An 18,172-nucleotide genomic window follows, 5' to 3' on the forward strand; every position below is an offset into this window, starting at 1 on the left:
AATGATTTTTTAAAAGTTAGAAACAGCTATAGTAAAAAACTAGCTACTTGCTTGGATTTAAATTTGCAAGTGGCTCATTAGTATTACCATTTCTATATTAATGAATATTCTTAATGCAAAAATGCAAATAAAGGAGAGATAATGGCAATCTATAAAAAATTAGAAGCGAAACCCGCTCCAAGTGGAACAAAGGGAGCTGGGAAATGGATAAAAGATAATCTTTTTCCATCAATAACTAGTTCAATTTTAACTATTTTATCGATTTTATTACTTTGTTATATCATTCCTCCTTTATTAGATTGGATGATTTTTGATGCAACTTGGTCAGGAACAAAAGAAGAAATAACAAAAGATGGTGCTAGATGGATTTTTATTTATGAAAAATTCAATCAGTTTATCTATGGTTTCTATCCAGAAGAATTATATTGGAGACCAAATTTAATCTTAATACTTTTTGTAGTTTCAATAGTAACTTTCAAAATGATTAAGAATATAAAAGTAAGAGCGGCAATAATTATTTTATATCCAATTATTTCATTCTTTTTACTTTATGGTGGATTAGGATTAGATATAGTTCCAACTACAAAATGGGGTGGATTATTACTTACTATTGTGGTTGCTGCTGTTGGTATTGTTGTATCTTTTCCAATTGGTATTATATTTGCACTTGGAAGACAATCTGATATGCCTATTATAAAAACAATTAGTGTGATTTACATTGAATTTATAAGAGGTGTACCTTTAATTACTTTACTATTTATGGCATCAGTAATTCTTCCATTATTCTTCCCTGAAGATATGAGTTTTGATAAATTACTTAGAGCATTAATTGGTATTACGCTATTTCAAGCTGCTTATATTGCAGAAGTTATAAGAGGTGGATTACAAGCTATTCCAAAAGGTCAATATGAAGCTTGTGATTCTATAGGTCTTTCATATTGGCAAGCTATGGGATTAGTTATTTTACCTCAAGCGCTTAAAATATCGATTCCAAATATTGTTGGATCTTTTGTTGCATTATTTAAAGATACAACATTAGTTTTAATTATTGGATTATTTGACGTTTTAGCAATGGTAACATTAACAACAACTGATCCAAACTGGTTAGGTTTTGCAACAGAGGGTTATGTATTTGTAACCATCATTTATTGGATTATTTGCTTTAGTATGTCTAAATATGCACAATCAGTAGAAAATAGATTTAATACAGATCACAAATAGAGAATAGGAATAATAATGAAAAATTTAGATTACATGATAGAAATGACTAATGTTAACAAATGGTATGGAGATTTCCACGTACTAAAAGATGTTAATTTAAGAGTAAAGAAAGGTGAGAAAATTGTAATTTGTGGACCTTCAGGTTCAGGTAAATCTACAACGATTAGATGTATGAATAGACTAGAACCTTTCCAAGAAGGTGAGTTATATGTTGCTGGTTTAGAAATGACAGAAGATGTAAAAAGAATTAGAGAAATAAGAACTCATGTTGGAATGGTTTTTCAACATTTTAATCTTTTTCCACATCTTTCTATTTTAGAAAACCTAATATTAGCTCCAACATGGGTAGGGAAAATTCCAAGAAAAAAAGCTATTGAAACTGCAATGTATTATCTTGAAAGAGTAAAAATTGCAGAGCAAGCACACAAATTCCCAAATCAGTTATCAGGTGGACAACAACAAAGGGTGGCAATTGCTAGATGTTTATGTATAAATCCTGATATTATGCTATTTGATGAGCCAACATCAGCACTTGATCCTGAAATGATTGGAGAAGTTCTTGATGTTATGACAGAATTAGCAGATGAAGGTATCACAATGGTTTGTGTAACACATGAAATGGGATTTGCAAAAAAAGTAGCAGATAGAGTAATTTTCATGGATGCAGGTCAGATTGTAGAAGAAAATACTCCTGCAGAATTTTTTGGGAACCCACAATCTCCAAGATTAAAACAATTTTTAGAACAAATTTTAGATCACTAATATATAGAAAAACATATGTCATTATTTAATGTTCTTGCATTTGCAACTGCAATGTTTTTATTAGCAATTACTCCAGGACCTGGAGTATTTGCAATTATCTCAAGAGCTTTAGCTTCTGGCTTTTACAGTGCTTCCTTTATTGTTATAGGAATTGTAATAGGAGATATAATATTTCTTTTATTAGCAATTTTTGGACTTAGTGCAATAGCTTCTATTTTAGGTGAACTTTTCATTTTAGTTAAATATTTGGGAGGAGCCTATCTTTTATTTTTAGGATATAAAATATTAAGATCTAAAGAAAAAGAGACAAATATAAAAGGTATAGAAGAATTATCATGGAAGAAAAACTTCTTAACCGGACTTTTAATAACACTTAGTAATCCAAAAGTAATACTATTTTATTTAGGATTCTTACCTACTTTTATAGACTTACAAACTTTAAATATAATTGATATTTTTACTATTTCAACTATTGTTACTATTGTTTTAGGAGGAGTTATGTTAGCTTATGCATATAGTGCAAGTAGTGCTAAAAACTTATTTAAAAATAACTCATCTAAAAGAAAAATGAATATAGCAGCAGGAAGTGTAATGATAACAGCTGGTGGAATCTTAATAGCAAAAGCTTAAATTCTTAGAATTTAAGTTAATGCTAACCAAATTCCTATTCCTATCATCATTGTTCCTGCTATTTTATTTAATAATTTTACATTTGATGAATTTTGAAGTAATTTTCTTAAAGTACTTCCACCACTTGCGTAAATAATTAAACAAGAAAATTCTAATAAGAGAATCAATAAAATAAGTACAGACAACTGAGGAACGAAAGCTAAATCTTCATCAATAAATGGTGGTAGTAATGCTATAAAAAATGCCCAACCTTTTGGATTTGCAATTGCCGTTACAAAACCTTGCATTGCAAGGTTCTTTTTTGAAACTTTAAAATTTGATTTTTCTAAATTTAAAGCCATTTTTCCACGTGATAGCCACATAGAAATACCTAAATATATTAAATAAGCTCCACCTGCGTATTTTAAAACTAAAAATATTGTTGGATATTTAAGCATAATAGTTGCAACTCCAATAACTGAAGAAGTTGCTACTATTCCTACACCCAAAAGTTCACCATACATCATATAAAAAGTTTTTTTCAAGCCTATGCTCATACCCATACTCAAAGATAGTGTCATACACATTCCAGGAGTAATTGATACAAAAAAGAAAGTTGGTATAAAAATTGCTAATATTGATAAATTAATATAATCTAAAATTTTAAATCCTTTGAAAATAAGAAAAAAGTATACTCAAATAATACAAAAAGAATACTAATTATCATTACATTTCTATTTAATTATATTAAAATATTTAATAAATACAAAAATTCTGATTATCACTAATTCTGCTATAATAATTTATAAATATTGAAAAAGGTATCTTTGTGACTGAAGAATTTAATGTCGGAAAAAAAATTAAAAAATTAAGAAAACAAAAAGCTATGAATGCAAAAGATTTAGCGGAAGAAGTAGGTATTTCTTATGGTATGTTATCTTTACTTGAAAGTGGTTCAACTCATGGTTCAGTTGAAACATTAAGAAAAATTGCAAAAGTTTTAGATACAACATTAGCTCAATTATTTACAAATGAAGATAATATAAATGAAGAGATTACAGATGAATCTATGATAATAGTAAGAAAAGATAAAAGGAAAAAAATATCTTTTCCTGATCCTTTATATAATTGTGAATTATTAGTTCCTAATTTACAAGGTGATATTGAATTTTTATTAGTTCATTTAGAAGCACAAAGAATTACAGAAGATATTATCCCACATACAAAAGGTGGAGAAGAGTGTGATTATGTATTAAAAGGTGAAATTATTATTACACTTCAAGATAAAGAATACATACTAGAAGAAGGGGATTGCATTAGATTTAATCCAGCAATTCCCCATAAAATAGAAAATAAAACAAATACTCAAGCATCTTATTTATCTGTTATTACTCCAGTTTCTTTTTAGGCTTTTAGCTAAAACAAGAAACTAAGATAGTTTTTGTTTTACTTCATCACTTGCCATTGAAATATTCCAAGCAGGTTCCCAAACTAAATCAATATCAACATGTTCAACTTTTTCAAGCTCTCGCATAACTGCTTCTTCAACCCATTGTAAAATCATTTGATGTAAAGGGCATGCTTTTGTACTTAGAGTCATTGTTACTATTACATTCATTTTTTCATCACAAACAGCATCGTAAATTAAACCCATTTCAACAAGATTAAACCCAACTTCTGGATCATTTACAGTTGATACTGCTTTAAAAATTTCTTCTTTTGTATACATAAAATTATCCTTTAAAATTTATGATATAAAAAACATCTTTGATTATAAAAGATGTTCCAATAAATAAAAAACTAATAGCTGATTTAAATAAAATATCACTACTAAAACTAAATGCTATTAAACATAAAACAAAACCTATTAAATAAAAAACAAAACCAAAATCAGAGCTTTTAATAGGTACCATATCGGCTAACATAGGAACTTTTTCTTTTCCAACTAATGGCGCAAATCTATGAAACCAAACTAAAAAAGGAATTATCTTATATAAATGGGCTGTTATAATTGGAATTAAAAAACCAAGTAAAAATATAAATCCAGCAATAATTAATATATAATCATTTAAAAAAATATAATAAATACATACTAATATCAAAGCTAACACAAAATTTACAATAGAAAAAACAATATATTTATAATATATATCTTTTTGTTTTCTAACTTTTGTTTTAAAAATTAAATATAATTGATAAATAAAAAGTATAAATCCAATTAATACTAGAGAATATCCAAAATATTCAAATATTAGAAACTTGAATATTTGACTTAAAACAACAAATACTACACCAACACTAATACTATAAAATGCAAGTTTTAAATATATATTATTAAATGAGTGAGAAAGCCAAAACATTGGAATTAAAATATAACTCATTGAAATAATTGTAATTCCTAGATATCCCACAAAAACTAAGTATATATGAGAAAGCATCAAAGCTTTTATATCTAAATCTAAATTTCCACTATAAACAAATGATAAAATAATCGCAACAATAAGCCCTAATAGTAAAAATACATTAGCAACTAACACAGTACTAGATAGGAAATTTAGTTTTTCTACTTTTTTAATTGTTAAAAAACTTTCAAGTAAAAAAATAAAAAAGGATATAAATACAATGACTCCACCATATGATAAAAGAATAGGATATTTATAAAATCCAAAAAAGATTATAACTGTGCCTAGAAAAAGTAATGGGTTAACCACATAATATAAATCAATAGAAAAGTGCTCTACTTCCAAAACTACAGGCAATAACTGAGCCATAGAAGCAAATATACTCATCATTACAAAACCCAATAAAAACAGATGCACCCAAGATAGAACAAAAGTATTTTGAGTATGTAATGAATTAATATCAAAATTGAAAAGCAAGATAATGCTTATAAATAAAATAAACATTGCACTTACAAAAAAAGAACCTACTAGCTTAAATGGTGGTGCAAATTGTTGTGAAATATTCATTTTTTAGTGCATACATCCAGAACCACTACAAGATGTATCTACATTACTAAGATTTACACTTGTATTAGTTTTTTTTATAAAAACTACCTTTACTGTATCATTAGGTAATTCAACTACTTCATAATCAAATGACTCTTTTATTTTAGGAAATAAACCCATAGGTGATTTATGATTAATCATTACAAGTTTATGTTTATCATCAAGTAATTGAAGCCCAACCATCGCATTTACCATAGGTTCAGGAGGAGCAGTTAAACTTGAATCAAAATAATAAGTATCTTCATCTTCAAAAAAGGGAACCGTTGATCCAATAACTTCAATTTGTTTTGCATTTTGTGGAATAATCATTTTCTATCCTTATAATATAAATTATAAGAATGATAACTCTTTATAATAGGTAAATCATTGATAATCATCAATAGATTTATATTTTATACAAAAATTACACTAAAATATAGTAATATTATCTATGAAAAAGATTATATTTATATTAAGTACTTTTATAATTACTCTATTTGCTTATAACTCTAAAATAAATGCTTCATATGCCATTGGAATTTTCAATGAAAAAGGTGATGGTGAAAATATTCAACATAAAAGAGTCACAGATAATGACTACAACGGTACTTGTTATTCAAGGATTGTAGTATTTGGGAATATTTCACATAAAAGAATTGAAGTAAAAATTGGAAATTCATTAGGTTATTTTGAAAAATCAACCTCTGTTTTTAATAAACATAAAATAAAAATAGGAGAAGAAATGACTTTTAAGCATTATAATATTGATAAAGGTTATTTTGAAGTAAAAATAAATAATAAACTCTATGATACTAAGGTATTTGTTAGATGATTTCTTATTAAGTTTGAATATTAATTCATAAATTTAAATATTTTTTTAGAAACGTAGCATTAAAATAGCATTCTTTAAGTTTCAAGTGTGTATACTTTCATCAGATAAGAAGTTTTGTCTACTTACTCTCTCCTTAGTTAAAAATTATAGCACTTGTGACAATTTTTTTTAAGATAGAACTTCTTCTTCGATTTATTAAAATAAAAACAATTTTTGAGTTTTATTTTTATATATACTATCATTTTATAGAAACTCAAGATTAGAAATAAAAAAAGGGAAAAGTTATAAACTTTTCCCTTTTTTCGTTATATATGAAAATTAATTTATCAAGGAAGCTAAAGCTTCCTATTTCATATATGGTTTTAAAACCTCTGGAATTCTAACACTTCCATCTTCATTTTGATAATTCTCCATAATAGCTACTAATGTTCTTCCAACAGCTAATGATGAACCATTTAAAGTATGTGCTAAGATATTTTTCTTTGCATCTTTATATCTTATTTTTGCACGTCTTGCTTGAAAATCTCTTGTATTTGAAATTGATGAAATTTCTCTATATTTATTTTGTCCAGGTAACCAAACTTCTAAATCTATAGTTGTGGCTGCTGAAAAGCCTAAATCACCTGTACATAATTGCATTTTTTGATGAGGAAGTCCAAGTGATGTTAATAAATCAGATGCACAAGCTACCATTTTTTCAAATACTTCATTTGATTGCTCTTGAGAAGTGATTGCTACCATTTCAACTTTATCAAATTGATGTTGTCTGATTAATCCCCTTGTATCTCGCCCTGCACTTCCAGCTTCCTTTCTAAAACAAGGAGTATAAGATGTAAGTAACAGTGGAAGCTCTTCGATTTCAAGAATCTCATCATTAAATAAGTTTGTTAAAGATACCTCTGCAGTTGGAATTAAATATAAATCTTCACCTTCAATTTTAAATAAATCATCAGCAAATTTTGGAAGTTGTCCTGTTCCTTGAAGCGTATTTGAGTTTGCCATAAATGGAACATACCACTCTTGGAAACCTCGTTCTCTATTAAAATCAAGCATATAGTTAATTAAAGCTCTCTCAAGTCTTGCTCCATCACCTCTAAGTGCTGCAAATCTTGATTTTGCAATTTTAACACCTCTTTCAAAATCAATCCAACCATTGTTTAAATCCCAATGCTCTTTTGGCTCGAAAGTAAAAGTTGGTTTAACTCCTACAACTTCTAAAATAACATTTTCATTTTCATCAGCACCATTTGGCACAGACTCGTCAGGCATATTAGGAACACCTAAAATAATTGAAGTTAATTCCTCTTCTAAAACTCTAACTTGTTCTTCTAATTCTTGTTTTTTATTTTTTAGATTATTTATATTTTCTTGAAGTGGTGCAACATCTAGCTTCTCTTTTTTATATCTTCCAAACTCTTTTGAAAGTAAATTTTGCTCAGCTGTTACCTCTTCCATCTCTTGTCTTTTTTGTTTTGTGTTAGATGCAAGTGTTTTTAAGTTATTTAAAAGTTCGTTATCTACACCTTTTCTTTTTAAAGCTGTAACAACATATTCGAAATCTTTTTGTAGTAGTTTAATATCTATCATCTTCGCTCTTTATAATTATATTTTTTGCATTATAACTAAAAAAATCTATAAAGAGATTAGATGATATTCTAAATTTATCCGTTCATTACCATTTTAATCATTACATTTCCATCAACATATTCAGTTTTGAATTTATGTTTATGACAAAAATCTTCATTCATAATTATACACATTTCATCTGCTTTTGCTAATGCTTCATCTATTGTATCACAATGTGTTTCTTGTTCGAAATCTGAATTTTTAAAGCATCCACATGCTCTTTCAACTATTATAGCTGCCATTATAATCCTTTTAAATTTTTTGCGATTATATCATAATCAGATTATAACTATCTTTTAATAAACTTTATTCCTTTTAAATATAGATTAATACATTCATAATAAATATTTGACTAAAGTAAAAAGATATAAAAATTCAAATTATTAAAGAGTCAAAATGAAATATAAATTTTTTACTGTATCTATTCCTATCTTACTTTTAGTAGTAGCATCGTTTTATTTAACTTCAAAGTTTATACAACCAAGTTCAAAAAAAGAAATAACAATTGCAACAGGCTCAATGGATGGTGAGTATTATAACACTGCACTTAAATATAAAGAAATTTTAGAAAAACAAAAAGTTAAAGTAAATATTCTTACGTCAAATGGTTCAATGGAAAATATTCAACTTTTAAATGAGGGGAAAGCAGATATCGCTTTTGTGCAAAATGGAATTGATTCATTAAAAAAACAAACTGAAATAAAAGCAATTGCTTCTATTTATTATGAACCCTTATGGATTTTTTATAGAAATGATAAATACAAAATAGATTATCTTCTTCAATTAATTTCAAAAAAAATATCAATAGGAAAAGAAAAAAGTGGAACAGAAGACTTATCTTTAAAAATGTTAAATGACAATGGAATAAATAAAGAAAATTCTCAATTACTTTCTACTTCAACACAAGAAGCAAAAGAACTATTAAGCAAGGGTGAAATTGATGCTATGTTTATAGTTAGTTCTCCTAACTCAAAAATAATAAAAGAGTTATTGGAAAATCCAGATATAAGTCTTTTTAACTTTAAAAGAGCAAAAGCATATAGTAGAAAATATACTTTTTTAGAACCTATTTCTCTTTACGAAGGAACAATTGATTTGTATAAAAATCTTCCAAATCAAGATATAAGCTTGCTTTCCACAACTGCTAACTTAATTGTAAAGGATGATTTCTCTGATGAATTAACAAGACTAATTCTAAGAGAGATTAAAAAAGTTCATAATAAAAAAGAGTTATTTGAAGCAACAAATCAATTTCCAAATATAGATAATTTAACAATTGAAGTGAATGATGATGCGCTTAGATATTTCACCTATGGAGACACTTGGCTTGAAAAGATATTTCCTTATTGGATTGCATCAAATATAGATAGATTATCTATACTTTTAATTCCTCTTATTACACTTATGATTCCTTTATCTAAAGGATTTTTCCCTCTTTATAGATGGAGTATTAGGTCAAAAATTTATAAATGGTATGAAGAAATACATAAAATTGACTTATTAGTTGAAGAATCTAATAATGAAAAACTACAAGATTATTTAAATCAAATAATAATTTTAAAAAAAGAGATAAAACAAGAAACAAAAGTTCCACTCTCATATATGGGTGAGTATTATAATTTAATTATGCATTTGGAATTAATAATTTCTAAGATAAATATGAGGTTAGCTAATAATTAATTTTAGCTACTTTAGATACAATAAAGCAAAAATTATAAGGAATTTGATTTGAGAATTTTATCAGGTATTCAACCATCAGGAACAATTCATATAGGAAACTATTTTGGAATGGTTAAGAAAATGGTTGAATCTCAAAATGATGGAGAGTTATTTGCATTTTTAGCATCATATCATGCATTAACATCAGTAAAAACAAAAGAAGCTTTAGAAAATAATACTTATGAAGCAGCTATTAATTTTCTAGCACTTGGAATGGACCCTGAAAAATCAACATTTTGGGTACAACACGATGTAAAAGAAGTATTAGAGCTTTACTGGATTTTATCAAATCATACTTCTATGGGATTGTTAGAAAGAGCCCACTCATACAAAGATAAAACATCAAAAGGAATTGTTGCAGGGCATGGATTATTTTCATATCCAGTTTTAATGGCTGCTGATATTTTATTATTTGATTCAAATATTGTTCCTGTTGGAAAAGATCAAATTCAACATGTTGAAATGACAAGAGATATTGCAACTTCATTTAATCACGCTTATGAAAAAGAAATTTTTATTTTACCAGAATCAAAAGTAGATGAAGTAGTAGCAACAGTTCCTGGAACAGATGGGGCTAAGATGTCTAAATCATATAATAATACAATTGATATGTTTACAAGTCCTAAACAAAGAAAAAAACAAGTGATGGGAATAGTTACAGATTCAAGAGAATTAGATGAACCAAAAGAGTGGGAAAACTGTAACATCTATACTTTATGTAAACTATTTATGAATGAAGATGAACTAAAAGATTTACAAAAAAGATATGCAACACCAGGGGAAGGTTATGGTCATTTTAAAATGACTTTACTTGAAAAAATAAATGAGTATTTTGCACCTTATGAAGAAAAAAGAGAGTATTACTTAAATAATAAAAAAGAAGTAAGAGAAATTTTAGCTCATGGAGCACAAAAAGCTAGAAAAATTGCATCTGCTAAAATGGAAATTATTAGAGATGCTGTAGGATTAATATAAAAAAATAGAAGAGTTTAAAACTCTTCTATTTTACTTCAACAATTTTTATAACTTCATCAATAACATTTGAAATATCTTCAACTCTTTTTTGCCAAACTTTTCCAAACTCTATTTTTTCTTCATTTGTTGCACTTCCTTGAATACATTTTTGCATTAAAGAATTCATAGAAGGATCTGGTAAAACTGAGCTTGCATTATAAAAAATATCTACACTTTTTTGAGTATCAAGTCTTGTAAATCTTACACTTGCCCCATTTATATCTTTTTCAAAATTCATTAAATGATTTCTATCATGCTTTCCAGCAAGTCCTTTAAAACCATTTGTAGTTGTAGAACCAGTTATATTTGTAATAACACTTCCTATTACACCTGCTACTCCATCTATTTGCTTTTCTTTAAACTCAACTAATATATTACCACGTTTTGCTACTTCATTTTCATGTAAAGCTTTTAAACCTTGAAGTGTCATAAGATAAGCCCCAAGAACTGTAGGACAGCTATGTCCTGCACTTTTAACTACATCTAAATATGAGTATTCTATTAATCCACCTTCGAAAGCACCTAGAAGGCAAGCTAAATCATCTTGTAGTTTTATTGTTGGAATATTATTAAAAAATTGTGGGTAAGTCATATTTTAAACCTTTTTGTTGGTATTATTTGCACTAACAACAAAGTTTAAAATATTTTGTGTTAGGCTATTTTTTTACAAATAAAAATCAATTTATCTGCATGTTCATCTGTATGTAAATTAAATTTTTTTATCTCTTGAACTTCAAAATTACACTCTTTTAGAAGTTTTCTTAAGAATTCTTTTGAATGATATTCTTGGATTATAGAATCGCTCTCTTTAGAAAATAGGCCGCTATTTTCTTTAGTAAAAAGAGTAATATCCGTTTGAAGTTTATTATCTCCAAAATTTGCATCAATAGCAATGAATTTATCATCAAGATCAATAGTAATACATCCTTGAGCAACTTCTTCAAATCCAAAAAGAGAGTTTACATCAAAAATAAAATAAGCACCTTGATTCAAAACAAGATTTGTTTGAGTTATAAATGTTTTTAAATCTTCTTTTGGAAGATAATTAAGTACATCAAAAATAGCAGTTGCACAATCAAACTTTTCTTTTACATCTTCAAGTGGCATTGCTTTTGCATTTAAATTTCTTTCTTCACAAGCTTTTATTTGCTCAACACTTAAGTCAATTCCCAAAGCTGTTTTTTTATTTACCATTAAATTTTCTAAGAAATATCCTTGACCACATCCAATATCAATAATATTATCAAGTTCATTTACCATTATAAATTTTAAAAATTCTTTATGTAAAGTGTAAATTTCTTCTTCAAAACTTAAAAAAGGCTCAACCTTTGCGTATAAATCTAAACCCATTATAAATGCGCTTCTATTCTTTCTTTTAAGTCTAAAATTAAATCTTTTTTAGCATAAAAAGAGTTTTTATTTGCAATTAAGTGTGCGCTACTCTCCATAATAGTAGGACCAACTTCAAGTCCATTTTGTTTCATTGTTTCACCTGTTTCTACAATATCCACAATACAATCACAAAGTCCAACTAATGGAGCTAATTCAATAGAACCATAAAGCTTTATAATTTCAACAGCCATTGCTTTTTGTTCAAAATATTTTTTTGCAATTACTTCATGTTTTGTTGCAATCGTAATTTTACTTTTATCAAAATTTAGTTTTTCACCAGCTCTTAATCCAAAGGCAACTTTACAACGTCCAAGTTCTAGGTCTAAAAGTTTGATTAAGTCATATTCTTTTTCTTCAAGTACATCAAGTCCAACAACACCTAAGTCAGCTGCTCCATGCATTACATAAGTTGGTACATCTTGATTTCTTACGTTTAAAAATCTAAACCCAGCTTTTTCTAGTATTAATTTTCTGTCTTCAAAAATAAATTTTTCGCCAAAAGCTTTTTCAAATTTATCAAGAGTTTCTTCAGCAATTCTTCCCTTAGGTAATGCAATTGTTAGCATCAATTATCCTTTTCATATTTTCAAATATTAAATCTTTTTTATATATACTATTTTCAAAATATTTACTCAAAACTAGCCCATCACCACCTGTAAATATAATATTTTTATTTAAACTTACTTCTTTTATTGGTAAAATGATAGATTTCAGCATCGCATATTGTATAGCATCTTTTGTTTGAAGCGGTATTTTATCTAAATTTATATCTTTTTTAAAAGAAAATTTCAATTTTTTTGATATTTTAGGATAGGAAGATATGAAACTTCTCATGCCAAGAAGAATAAATCCTCCTTGATGTATTCCTTTTTCCATTATATCAACGGTAATTGCACTTCCTGCATCTACGATTACAATATCATCATAAAAGCTACAAGCTACTGCTCTATCTTTGCCTAAGCCCTTATATGAAGTTTGAAAATTCATTATATCTTCTATATTTTTTGCTTGTGGATTATTTTTAAGTAGTTTTTTTGTTGCTTTTTCATTTACAGATATATAATATATTTCATCATCAAAAACAGGAATCTTCTCATCAAGAAAATATTTTTTATGTTTTTTATTTATAAAAAAATGAAAAGTTGTATTTCCAATATCACATAAAATCAACTCTTACGCTCCAATCATTTTGTTTTAAATACTCTTTTGCCTTTGAGCATAATGGACTTGAAATCAATAACTCTTTTCTTTTGAAATTATGATCTAAATGATTTACTAGTTTTTCACAAAGTTCCATTAAATCATTTGCATTTTTTCTAATAAATCTACTTTTTGAATCAACTATAAAAATTGCATAAAAATTTGCATCAATACTTGTTGCAGCATATATATCAATTTTTTTACGTGAGCCTATTTCTTTTGGTGATATTTGTTTTATATCTTTAAAAAGTATATTTTTATTTGTATAGTATGTTGTTAATTTTTTCAATACATCCCTTTATTTAAAAAATTATATCTAATTAACTCTTTTTATTAAATTTTATACACAAAGCAAATATATTTGCTAACTTATTTTGTTATAATTCTGAAAAATTAATATAAAAAATAAAGAAACATGCAAGAAATAACCCAAGAAGAACAAACCAAAATTACCCAAGCCATTATAAAAGCAGCCGTATTAATGCTAGAATTTGGTGCAGAGAGTATTTTAATAGAACAAACAGCCGAAAGACTAGGAATAGCTTTAGGTGTAAACTCTGTTGAAATGTCACTAATTCCAGCAGCAATTGTATTAACAACTTTATATAATAACCGATCAGTAACAACAACAAGAAGAGTTCATCATAAACCAATTAATATGTCAATTGTTTGTGATGTTCAGAAAATGGTTATTCAGATTGAAAGAAATAATTATGATGCTAACTATGTAATAAATTATTTAAAAAATATCAAGCCAAATTTATATAATAGATGGTTAGTAGTGTTTATGGTAGGTTTTGCCTGTGCTTCATTTTCTAACTTACAAAATGGTGATTTAAATGCATTTTTTATTACTTTTGCAGTTGCAAGTTTTGCTATGTTTATTAGACAAGAACTAAATAAAAAAAGATTTATGATGATTATTACTTTTGGAATAACAGCCTTTATTGCAACTTACATTGCTAGTCTTTCAATTTTATTTAATTTAAGTACAACACCAAATGTAATATTAGCATCAAGTGTTTTACTTTTGGTTCCTGGAGTTCCTTTTGTAAACTCTTTTTTAGATGCTTTCAAAGGTTATTTAAGTATGGGATGGGGAAGATGGTTACAAGCGATGATTTTAACTATTGCCTCATCATCTGGAATAGTATTAGCAATGTCACTTTTAAATATTAAAGGTTGGTAAGATGGAAATAATATATGATATTTTAATAAAATCTATTTTTGCAAGTATTGCATCAACTGGATTTGCTATGCTTTTTAACGTACCAAGACACACTTTAATTTTTTGTGCATTGGGTGGTGCCATTACTTATATTATTAGAAATATCTCTATTGAATTTGGTCTTTCAATAGAATTATCAACTTTTATTGCATCTTCTTGTATAGGATTTATTACTTTAAAATGGTCTAGAAAATTCTTAATTCCAAGACCTGTTTATTCAGTTGCTTCTATTATTCCTATGATTCCAGGAACTTATGCATTTACTGCAATGATCTCTTTAGTTGATATGAATTCTCATGGAGTTAGCCCTGAATTGATTCAGTTGTTTATAGAAAATTTCTTAAGAGCTTTATCTATTTTAGGAGCTATTACTTTTGGATTAGCACTTACTTCTTTGTATTATATGAGACTTAATAGACCAGTTATTTAAAAAGAAAGAGTCAAACTCTTTCTTTGCTTACTGATAATTTATAAATAAAATTTATCTATAAATTCATCACTTACATCTAAGATTTTTCTCTCTCGAAGTGAATCTAAAACCTCTTTTGTACAATCAACATCATCAGGCCATCTTCTACTAAAATTATCAAAGGCATTTTTATTTGTTGCATCTAAACACATAGTATGACCATTTATATATAAATCTCTATTTGAATCTATATTATTTGCAACTCTCCAAACTAACATATATGAATTATTTACATCATTTTTAGATTCATCCACAATTATTAAAATTTTAATATGTTCAAATAAAGATTTTAAATCTTCAAAAAGATATTTTTGATTTCTATTTTTTTCTACACTTATTACTGTAATTGGATTTTTTGTATCTGTAAAATATTGTTTTAAATCTTTTACTTCACTAGTAAGTGCTTTCATTTTTAATAAAAGTTCAGAGTCTTCTAAAATAGTAATTCCTAATTCAGATATTTCATCACCCGTACAATCAATACCTAGTTTTCCACCAACTGCAAATTTTGGACTTGAATGATCAAGTGCATCTACTACACCTTTTGATATTAACATATCATCAATATTTAATCTATTTAAAATGTGTTTCATTATTGCTTGATGATCCGTAAGATCTGGTGCATCATCATTTACAAAAACAGCATGTTTTACAAAACTCATTTGCCCTACTCCCCAAAATGCATGCATCATTTGAGATGCGTGACCTGGATATAAAGTTTTAATTTTTGCTAAAATCAAATTATGAAAAACACCATTTTCAGGCATATAATAATCTATTAAATCAGGTGCTGTTGTTTTAAGAAGTGGTAAAAATATTCTCTCAGTTGCATGCCCCATATACTTGTCTTCTAAAGGTGGTTTTCCAACAACAGTTGCTAAGAATGTTGGTTTTGCTTTACTTGTAATTGCAGTTACTTCCATAAATGGATACTCTTCTTCAAGTGTATAATAACCTGTATGATCACCAAAAGGTCCCTCTATTCTTATTTTTGAAGGGTCAACAAAACCTTCAATAATAAAGTCATTATCTCTTGGAACCCAAATATCATTTGTAATTGATTTTACAAGTTGTGCATTTTTGTTTTTTACAAAACCATAAAGCATTAACTCAAAAATTCCAATAGGAAGAGGTGCTTGCCCACACCAAATATACATAGGATCTCCTCCAATTCCAATACTTACTGGCATTTTTTTAGCAGCTTTTTTATACTCATGGAAGAAATGATTTGAGTCTTTATGAATTTGCCAGTGAAGTCCTAAAGTATTATCAGGATAGACTTGTAATCTATACATACCAAGGTTTTTTAATTCCCCATTTAAAGATGTTGTATAAACTTGACCCATTGTAATAAAAGGTCCACCATCTTGCTCCCATGTTGTAAGAATTGGTAAATCAGAAAGTTTGGCTTCAGTTCCTAATTTAATAACTTGTTGACACTCACCTTTTCCTTTATTTTTTTTAGGAATGGTATTTTTAAGTGCAAATAATTTCCCAAAAGTTGATAGTTTTTCACTAAATGTTGTAGGTGGTTTCATTTTAAGTAAACTCTCGATTTCAGAGCCAATTTTATCACCATCACCAATAAATAATTCAACAGCTTTTTCATTACAAAATACATTCATTAAAACTGGAATATCAAATTTCTTATTATTTTTCTTATCTACAACATTTGTAAATAATATTGCTTTTGAATCCTTTTTTTTAACTTCAACATACGCAATATGTGGAATCTCTAGGTAAATATCTAGTTCATCATCAATAATTTTTAATAAATCATGCTTTTTTAATAGTTCAATTGCTTCTTTCATTTTTTCCCCAAAGTAAACCTAATAAGGTAATTAGTATAAATCTTATATCATTTTATCAATAAAAAATAGTTTATAATAGGGGTTTTGAATATGCTTAATAATATTGAATACAATTTTGATGAAATAATTAATAGAAAAAATACAAATTGTGAAAAGTGGGATGGACTAGTTAAAAATTTTGGTTACGAGGATTTAAATCCACTTTGGGTTGCTGATATGGATTTTAAAACTCCTGCTTTCATTAATGATGAAATAATAAAAGCTGCAAAAAATAGTTTTTATGGCTACAGTATTGAGACCGATGCTCTTTATTCATCAATAATAAACTGGCAAAAAAATCAACATAATTGGAATATTGATAAAGAAGATATATTTATGGTAAATGGAGTAGTTCCTGCTTTTAGTGCTTGTATTGAAGCATTTAGTGAAAGAGGTGATGAAGTTATAGTTCAAACACCTGTTTATCCTCCACTTTTTAAATATATAAGTTCAAACAACAGAAATGTTGTTATTAATGAATTAAAAAATGACAATGGCTACTATACAATGGATCTAGAAGATTTGGAGAGTAAAATTACACCAAAAACAAAAATATTAGTTCTTTGTTCTCCTCATAATCCAGTTGGAAGAGTATGGAGTAAGGAAGAACTTGAAAAACTTGCAAACATTTGTATTAAAAACAATATTATAATTATTTCAGATGAAATACATAGTGATATTACTTTTAAAAAATTTATTCCATTGGCTTCTATCTCTGAAAAAATAGCTATGAAAACAATTACTTTAAATAGTGCAGGAAAAACATTTAATATTGCAGGATTAAATACTTCATATGCAATCAGCAAAAATAGTTTTATTTTAGATGAATTTAAGAAAGTTGCAAGAAAAAGAGGAATAAATTCAATAAATTTTTTCGGATATATAGCAACAAAAGCAGCATACGAGAATGGGGCTTTATTTGTTAAAGAACTAAAGACTTATATTATGAATAATTTTATATTTATGAAAAAATATTTTGAAGATAACAACTTAAAAATAGATTTCCAGATTCCTGAAGCAACTTATTTAATTTGGTTAGATTTTAAACAGACAAACCTATCACATGAAGAGATAAAAGAACTATTATTAAGAAAATCAAAACTTGCTTTAAATGATGGTGTTTCTTTTGGTAGCAATGGAAATAAATATTTTAGATTAAATGCTGCACTTAGTAAAAAAGCCCTAGAAATAGCATTAAATCAGTTATCTGTAAGTTTTAAGTAGCAATTACATAGCAAAGTATTACATTTTTTCTCACTATTG

Annotated in this window: 22 protein-coding genes; 10 read left to right on the forward strand and 12 right to left on the reverse strand. The window is 27.0% G+C overall.

Annotation, left to right across the window (positions count from 1 at the left end):
* The first annotated feature begins 141 nt into the window (after positions 1 to 141).
* From ABVS04_RS12190 to ABVS04_RS12200, 3 genes are read left to right on the forward strand one after another with little or no spacing between them, the layout of a single operon-like run.
* Positions 142 to 1,221, forward strand: coding sequence for an amino acid ABC transporter permease (locus ABVS04_RS12190; RefSeq protein WP_368031013.1), 1,080 nt, complete (start codon positions 142 to 144; stop codon positions 1,219 to 1,221).
* A gap of 33 nt (positions 1,222 to 1,254) precedes the next feature.
* Positions 1,255 to 1,983 (forward strand): amino acid ABC transporter ATP-binding protein, encoded by a 729-nt coding sequence (locus ABVS04_RS12195; RefSeq protein WP_368031103.1) that lies wholly within the window; start codon positions 1,255 to 1,257, stop codon positions 1,981 to 1,983.
* A gap of 15 nt (positions 1,984 to 1,998) precedes the next feature.
* The gene (locus ABVS04_RS12200; protein WP_368031014.1) at positions 1,999 to 2,613 is read left to right on the forward strand and encodes a LysE family translocator; all 615 of its coding nucleotides are present in this window, start codon (positions 1,999 to 2,001) and stop codon (positions 2,611 to 2,613) included.
* An 11-nt stretch (positions 2,614 to 2,624) separates the two neighbouring features.
* Here the strand turns inward: ABVS04_RS12200 and ABVS04_RS12205 are convergent, their stop codons facing one another.
* Positions 2,625 to 3,272 carry a LysE family translocator gene (locus ABVS04_RS12205; protein WP_368031104.1) on the reverse strand — a complete coding sequence of 216 codons (648 nt, stop codon included), beginning with the start codon at positions 3,270 to 3,272 and terminating at the stop codon, positions 2,625 to 2,627.
* Between the two features lie 149 nt (positions 3,273 to 3,421).
* Here ABVS04_RS12205 and ABVS04_RS12210 point away from each other — a divergent pair, with 149 nt between their 5' ends.
* Entirely contained in the window at positions 3,422 to 4,000 is a 579-nt protein-coding gene (locus tag ABVS04_RS12210; protein ID WP_368031015.1) for a helix-turn-helix domain-containing protein, read from the forward strand.
* A gap of 21 nt (positions 4,001 to 4,021) precedes the next feature.
* Here ABVS04_RS12210 and ABVS04_RS12215 read toward each other — a convergent pair whose 3' ends face one another.
* The 3 genes from ABVS04_RS12215 to ABVS04_RS12225 are packed head-to-tail and all read right to left on the reverse strand — an operon-like array spanning position 4,022 to position 5,909.
* Positions 4,022 to 4,321, reverse strand: coding sequence for a metal-sulfur cluster assembly factor (locus ABVS04_RS12215; protein ID WP_368031016.1), 300 nt, complete (start codon positions 4,319 to 4,321; stop codon positions 4,022 to 4,024).
* A 4-nt stretch (positions 4,322 to 4,325) separates the two neighbouring features.
* Positions 4,326 to 5,561 carry a hypothetical protein gene (locus ABVS04_RS12220; protein ID WP_368031017.1) on the reverse strand — a complete coding sequence of 412 codons (1,236 nt, stop codon included), beginning with the start codon at positions 5,559 to 5,561 and terminating at the stop codon, positions 4,326 to 4,328.
* A 3-nt stretch (positions 5,562 to 5,564) separates the two neighbouring features.
* A complete protein-coding gene (locus tag ABVS04_RS12225) occupies positions 5,565 to 5,909 on the reverse strand; it encodes a hypothetical protein (RefSeq protein WP_368031019.1) in 345 nt (114 codons plus the stop codon).
* 121 nt (positions 5,910 to 6,030) lie between these two features.
* Between ABVS04_RS12225 and ABVS04_RS12230 the strand changes: the two genes are divergently transcribed.
* Positions 6,031 to 6,411, forward strand: a complete 381-nt coding sequence (locus tag ABVS04_RS12230) for a hypothetical protein (protein ID WP_368031020.1) — start codon at positions 6,031 to 6,033, stop codon at positions 6,409 to 6,411.
* Positions 6,412 to 6,756: 345 nt separating this feature from the next.
* Here the strand turns inward: ABVS04_RS12230 and serS are convergent, their stop codons facing one another.
* Positions 6,757 to 7,998 carry a serine--tRNA ligase gene (gene serS, locus ABVS04_RS12235; RefSeq protein ID WP_368031021.1) on the reverse strand — a complete coding sequence of 414 codons (1,242 nt, stop codon included), beginning with the start codon at positions 7,996 to 7,998 and terminating at the stop codon, positions 6,757 to 6,759.
* A gap of 74 nt (positions 7,999 to 8,072) precedes the next feature.
* Positions 8,073 to 8,279, reverse strand: a complete 207-nt coding sequence (locus tag ABVS04_RS12240) for a hypothetical protein (protein ID WP_368031022.1) — start codon at positions 8,277 to 8,279, stop codon at positions 8,073 to 8,075.
* A 154-nt stretch (positions 8,280 to 8,433) separates the two neighbouring features.
* Between ABVS04_RS12240 and ABVS04_RS12245 the strand changes: the two genes are divergently transcribed.
* Together ABVS04_RS12245 and trpS are read left to right on the forward strand one after the other, a co-directional pair.
* Positions 8,434 to 9,717 (forward strand): TAXI family TRAP transporter solute-binding subunit, encoded by a 1,284-nt coding sequence (locus ABVS04_RS12245; protein ID WP_368031023.1) that lies wholly within the window; start codon positions 8,434 to 8,436, stop codon positions 9,715 to 9,717.
* 48 nt (positions 9,718 to 9,765) lie between these two features.
* Positions 9,766 to 10,731: a tryptophan--tRNA ligase gene (trpS, locus tag ABVS04_RS12250; protein WP_368031024.1), complete on the forward strand. Its 966-nt coding sequence runs from the start codon at positions 9,766 to 9,768 to the stop codon at positions 10,729 to 10,731.
* Positions 10,732 to 10,756: 25 nt separating this feature from the next.
* Here trpS and ABVS04_RS12255 read toward each other — a convergent pair whose 3' ends face one another.
* The 5 genes from ABVS04_RS12255 to ABVS04_RS12275 are packed head-to-tail and all read right to left on the reverse strand — an operon-like array spanning position 10,757 to position 13,651.
* Entirely contained in the window at positions 10,757 to 11,362 is a 606-nt protein-coding gene (locus ABVS04_RS12255) for an FmdE family protein (protein ID WP_368031025.1), read from the reverse strand.
* A 59-nt stretch (positions 11,363 to 11,421) separates the two neighbouring features.
* Positions 11,422 to 12,120 (reverse strand): methyltransferase domain-containing protein, encoded by a 699-nt coding sequence (locus ABVS04_RS12260; protein ID WP_368031026.1) that lies wholly within the window; start codon positions 12,118 to 12,120, stop codon positions 11,422 to 11,424.
* Positions 12,120 to 12,728 carry an ATP phosphoribosyltransferase gene (gene hisG / locus ABVS04_RS12265; protein ID WP_368031027.1) on the reverse strand — a complete coding sequence of 203 codons (609 nt, stop codon included), beginning with the start codon at positions 12,726 to 12,728 and terminating at the stop codon, positions 12,120 to 12,122. Before hisG ends, ABVS04_RS12260 begins: the two co-directional genes overlap by 1 nt.
* A complete protein-coding gene (locus tag ABVS04_RS12270) occupies positions 12,706 to 13,332 on the reverse strand; it encodes a type III pantothenate kinase (RefSeq protein ID WP_368031028.1) in 627 nt (208 codons plus the stop codon). The genes hisG and ABVS04_RS12270 overlap by 23 nt, the downstream gene beginning before the upstream one ends.
* Positions 13,319 to 13,651: a hypothetical protein gene (locus ABVS04_RS12275; RefSeq protein ID WP_368031029.1), complete on the reverse strand. Its 333-nt coding sequence runs from the start codon at positions 13,649 to 13,651 to the stop codon at positions 13,319 to 13,321. Before ABVS04_RS12275 ends, ABVS04_RS12270 begins: the two co-directional genes overlap by 14 nt.
* 126 nt (positions 13,652 to 13,777) lie before the next feature.
* Between ABVS04_RS12275 and ABVS04_RS12280 the strand changes: the two genes are divergently transcribed.
* Entirely contained in the window at positions 13,778 to 14,551 is a 774-nt protein-coding gene (locus ABVS04_RS12280) for a threonine/serine exporter ThrE family protein (RefSeq protein WP_368031030.1), read from the forward strand.
* A gap of 1 nt (position 14,552) precedes the next feature.
* Positions 14,553 to 15,020 carry a threonine/serine exporter family protein gene (locus ABVS04_RS12285; protein WP_368031031.1) on the forward strand — a complete coding sequence of 156 codons (468 nt, stop codon included), beginning with the start codon at positions 14,553 to 14,555 and terminating at the stop codon, positions 15,018 to 15,020.
* 38 nt (positions 15,021 to 15,058) lie between these two features.
* On the opposite strand, the gene ABVS04_RS12290 is transcribed toward ABVS04_RS12285, so the two are convergent.
* On the reverse strand, positions 15,059 to 16,870 hold the full coding sequence (locus tag ABVS04_RS12290; protein ID WP_368031032.1) for a menaquinone biosynthesis decarboxylase: 1,812 nt from the start codon (positions 16,868 to 16,870) through the stop codon (positions 15,059 to 15,061).
* 90 nt (positions 16,871 to 16,960) lie between these two features.
* On the opposite strand from ABVS04_RS12290, the gene ABVS04_RS12295 reads away from it, so the two are divergent.
* Positions 16,961 to 18,133 carry a MalY/PatB family protein gene (locus ABVS04_RS12295; RefSeq protein ID WP_368031033.1) on the forward strand — a complete coding sequence of 391 codons (1,173 nt, stop codon included), beginning with the start codon at positions 16,961 to 16,963 and terminating at the stop codon, positions 18,131 to 18,133.
* Positions 18,134 to 18,172: the final 39 nt, after the last annotated feature.

This window comes from Arcobacter sp. s6, assembly GCF_040884245.1.
Classification (GTDB): Bacteria; Campylobacterota; Campylobacteria; order Campylobacterales; family Arcobacteraceae; genus Aliarcobacter.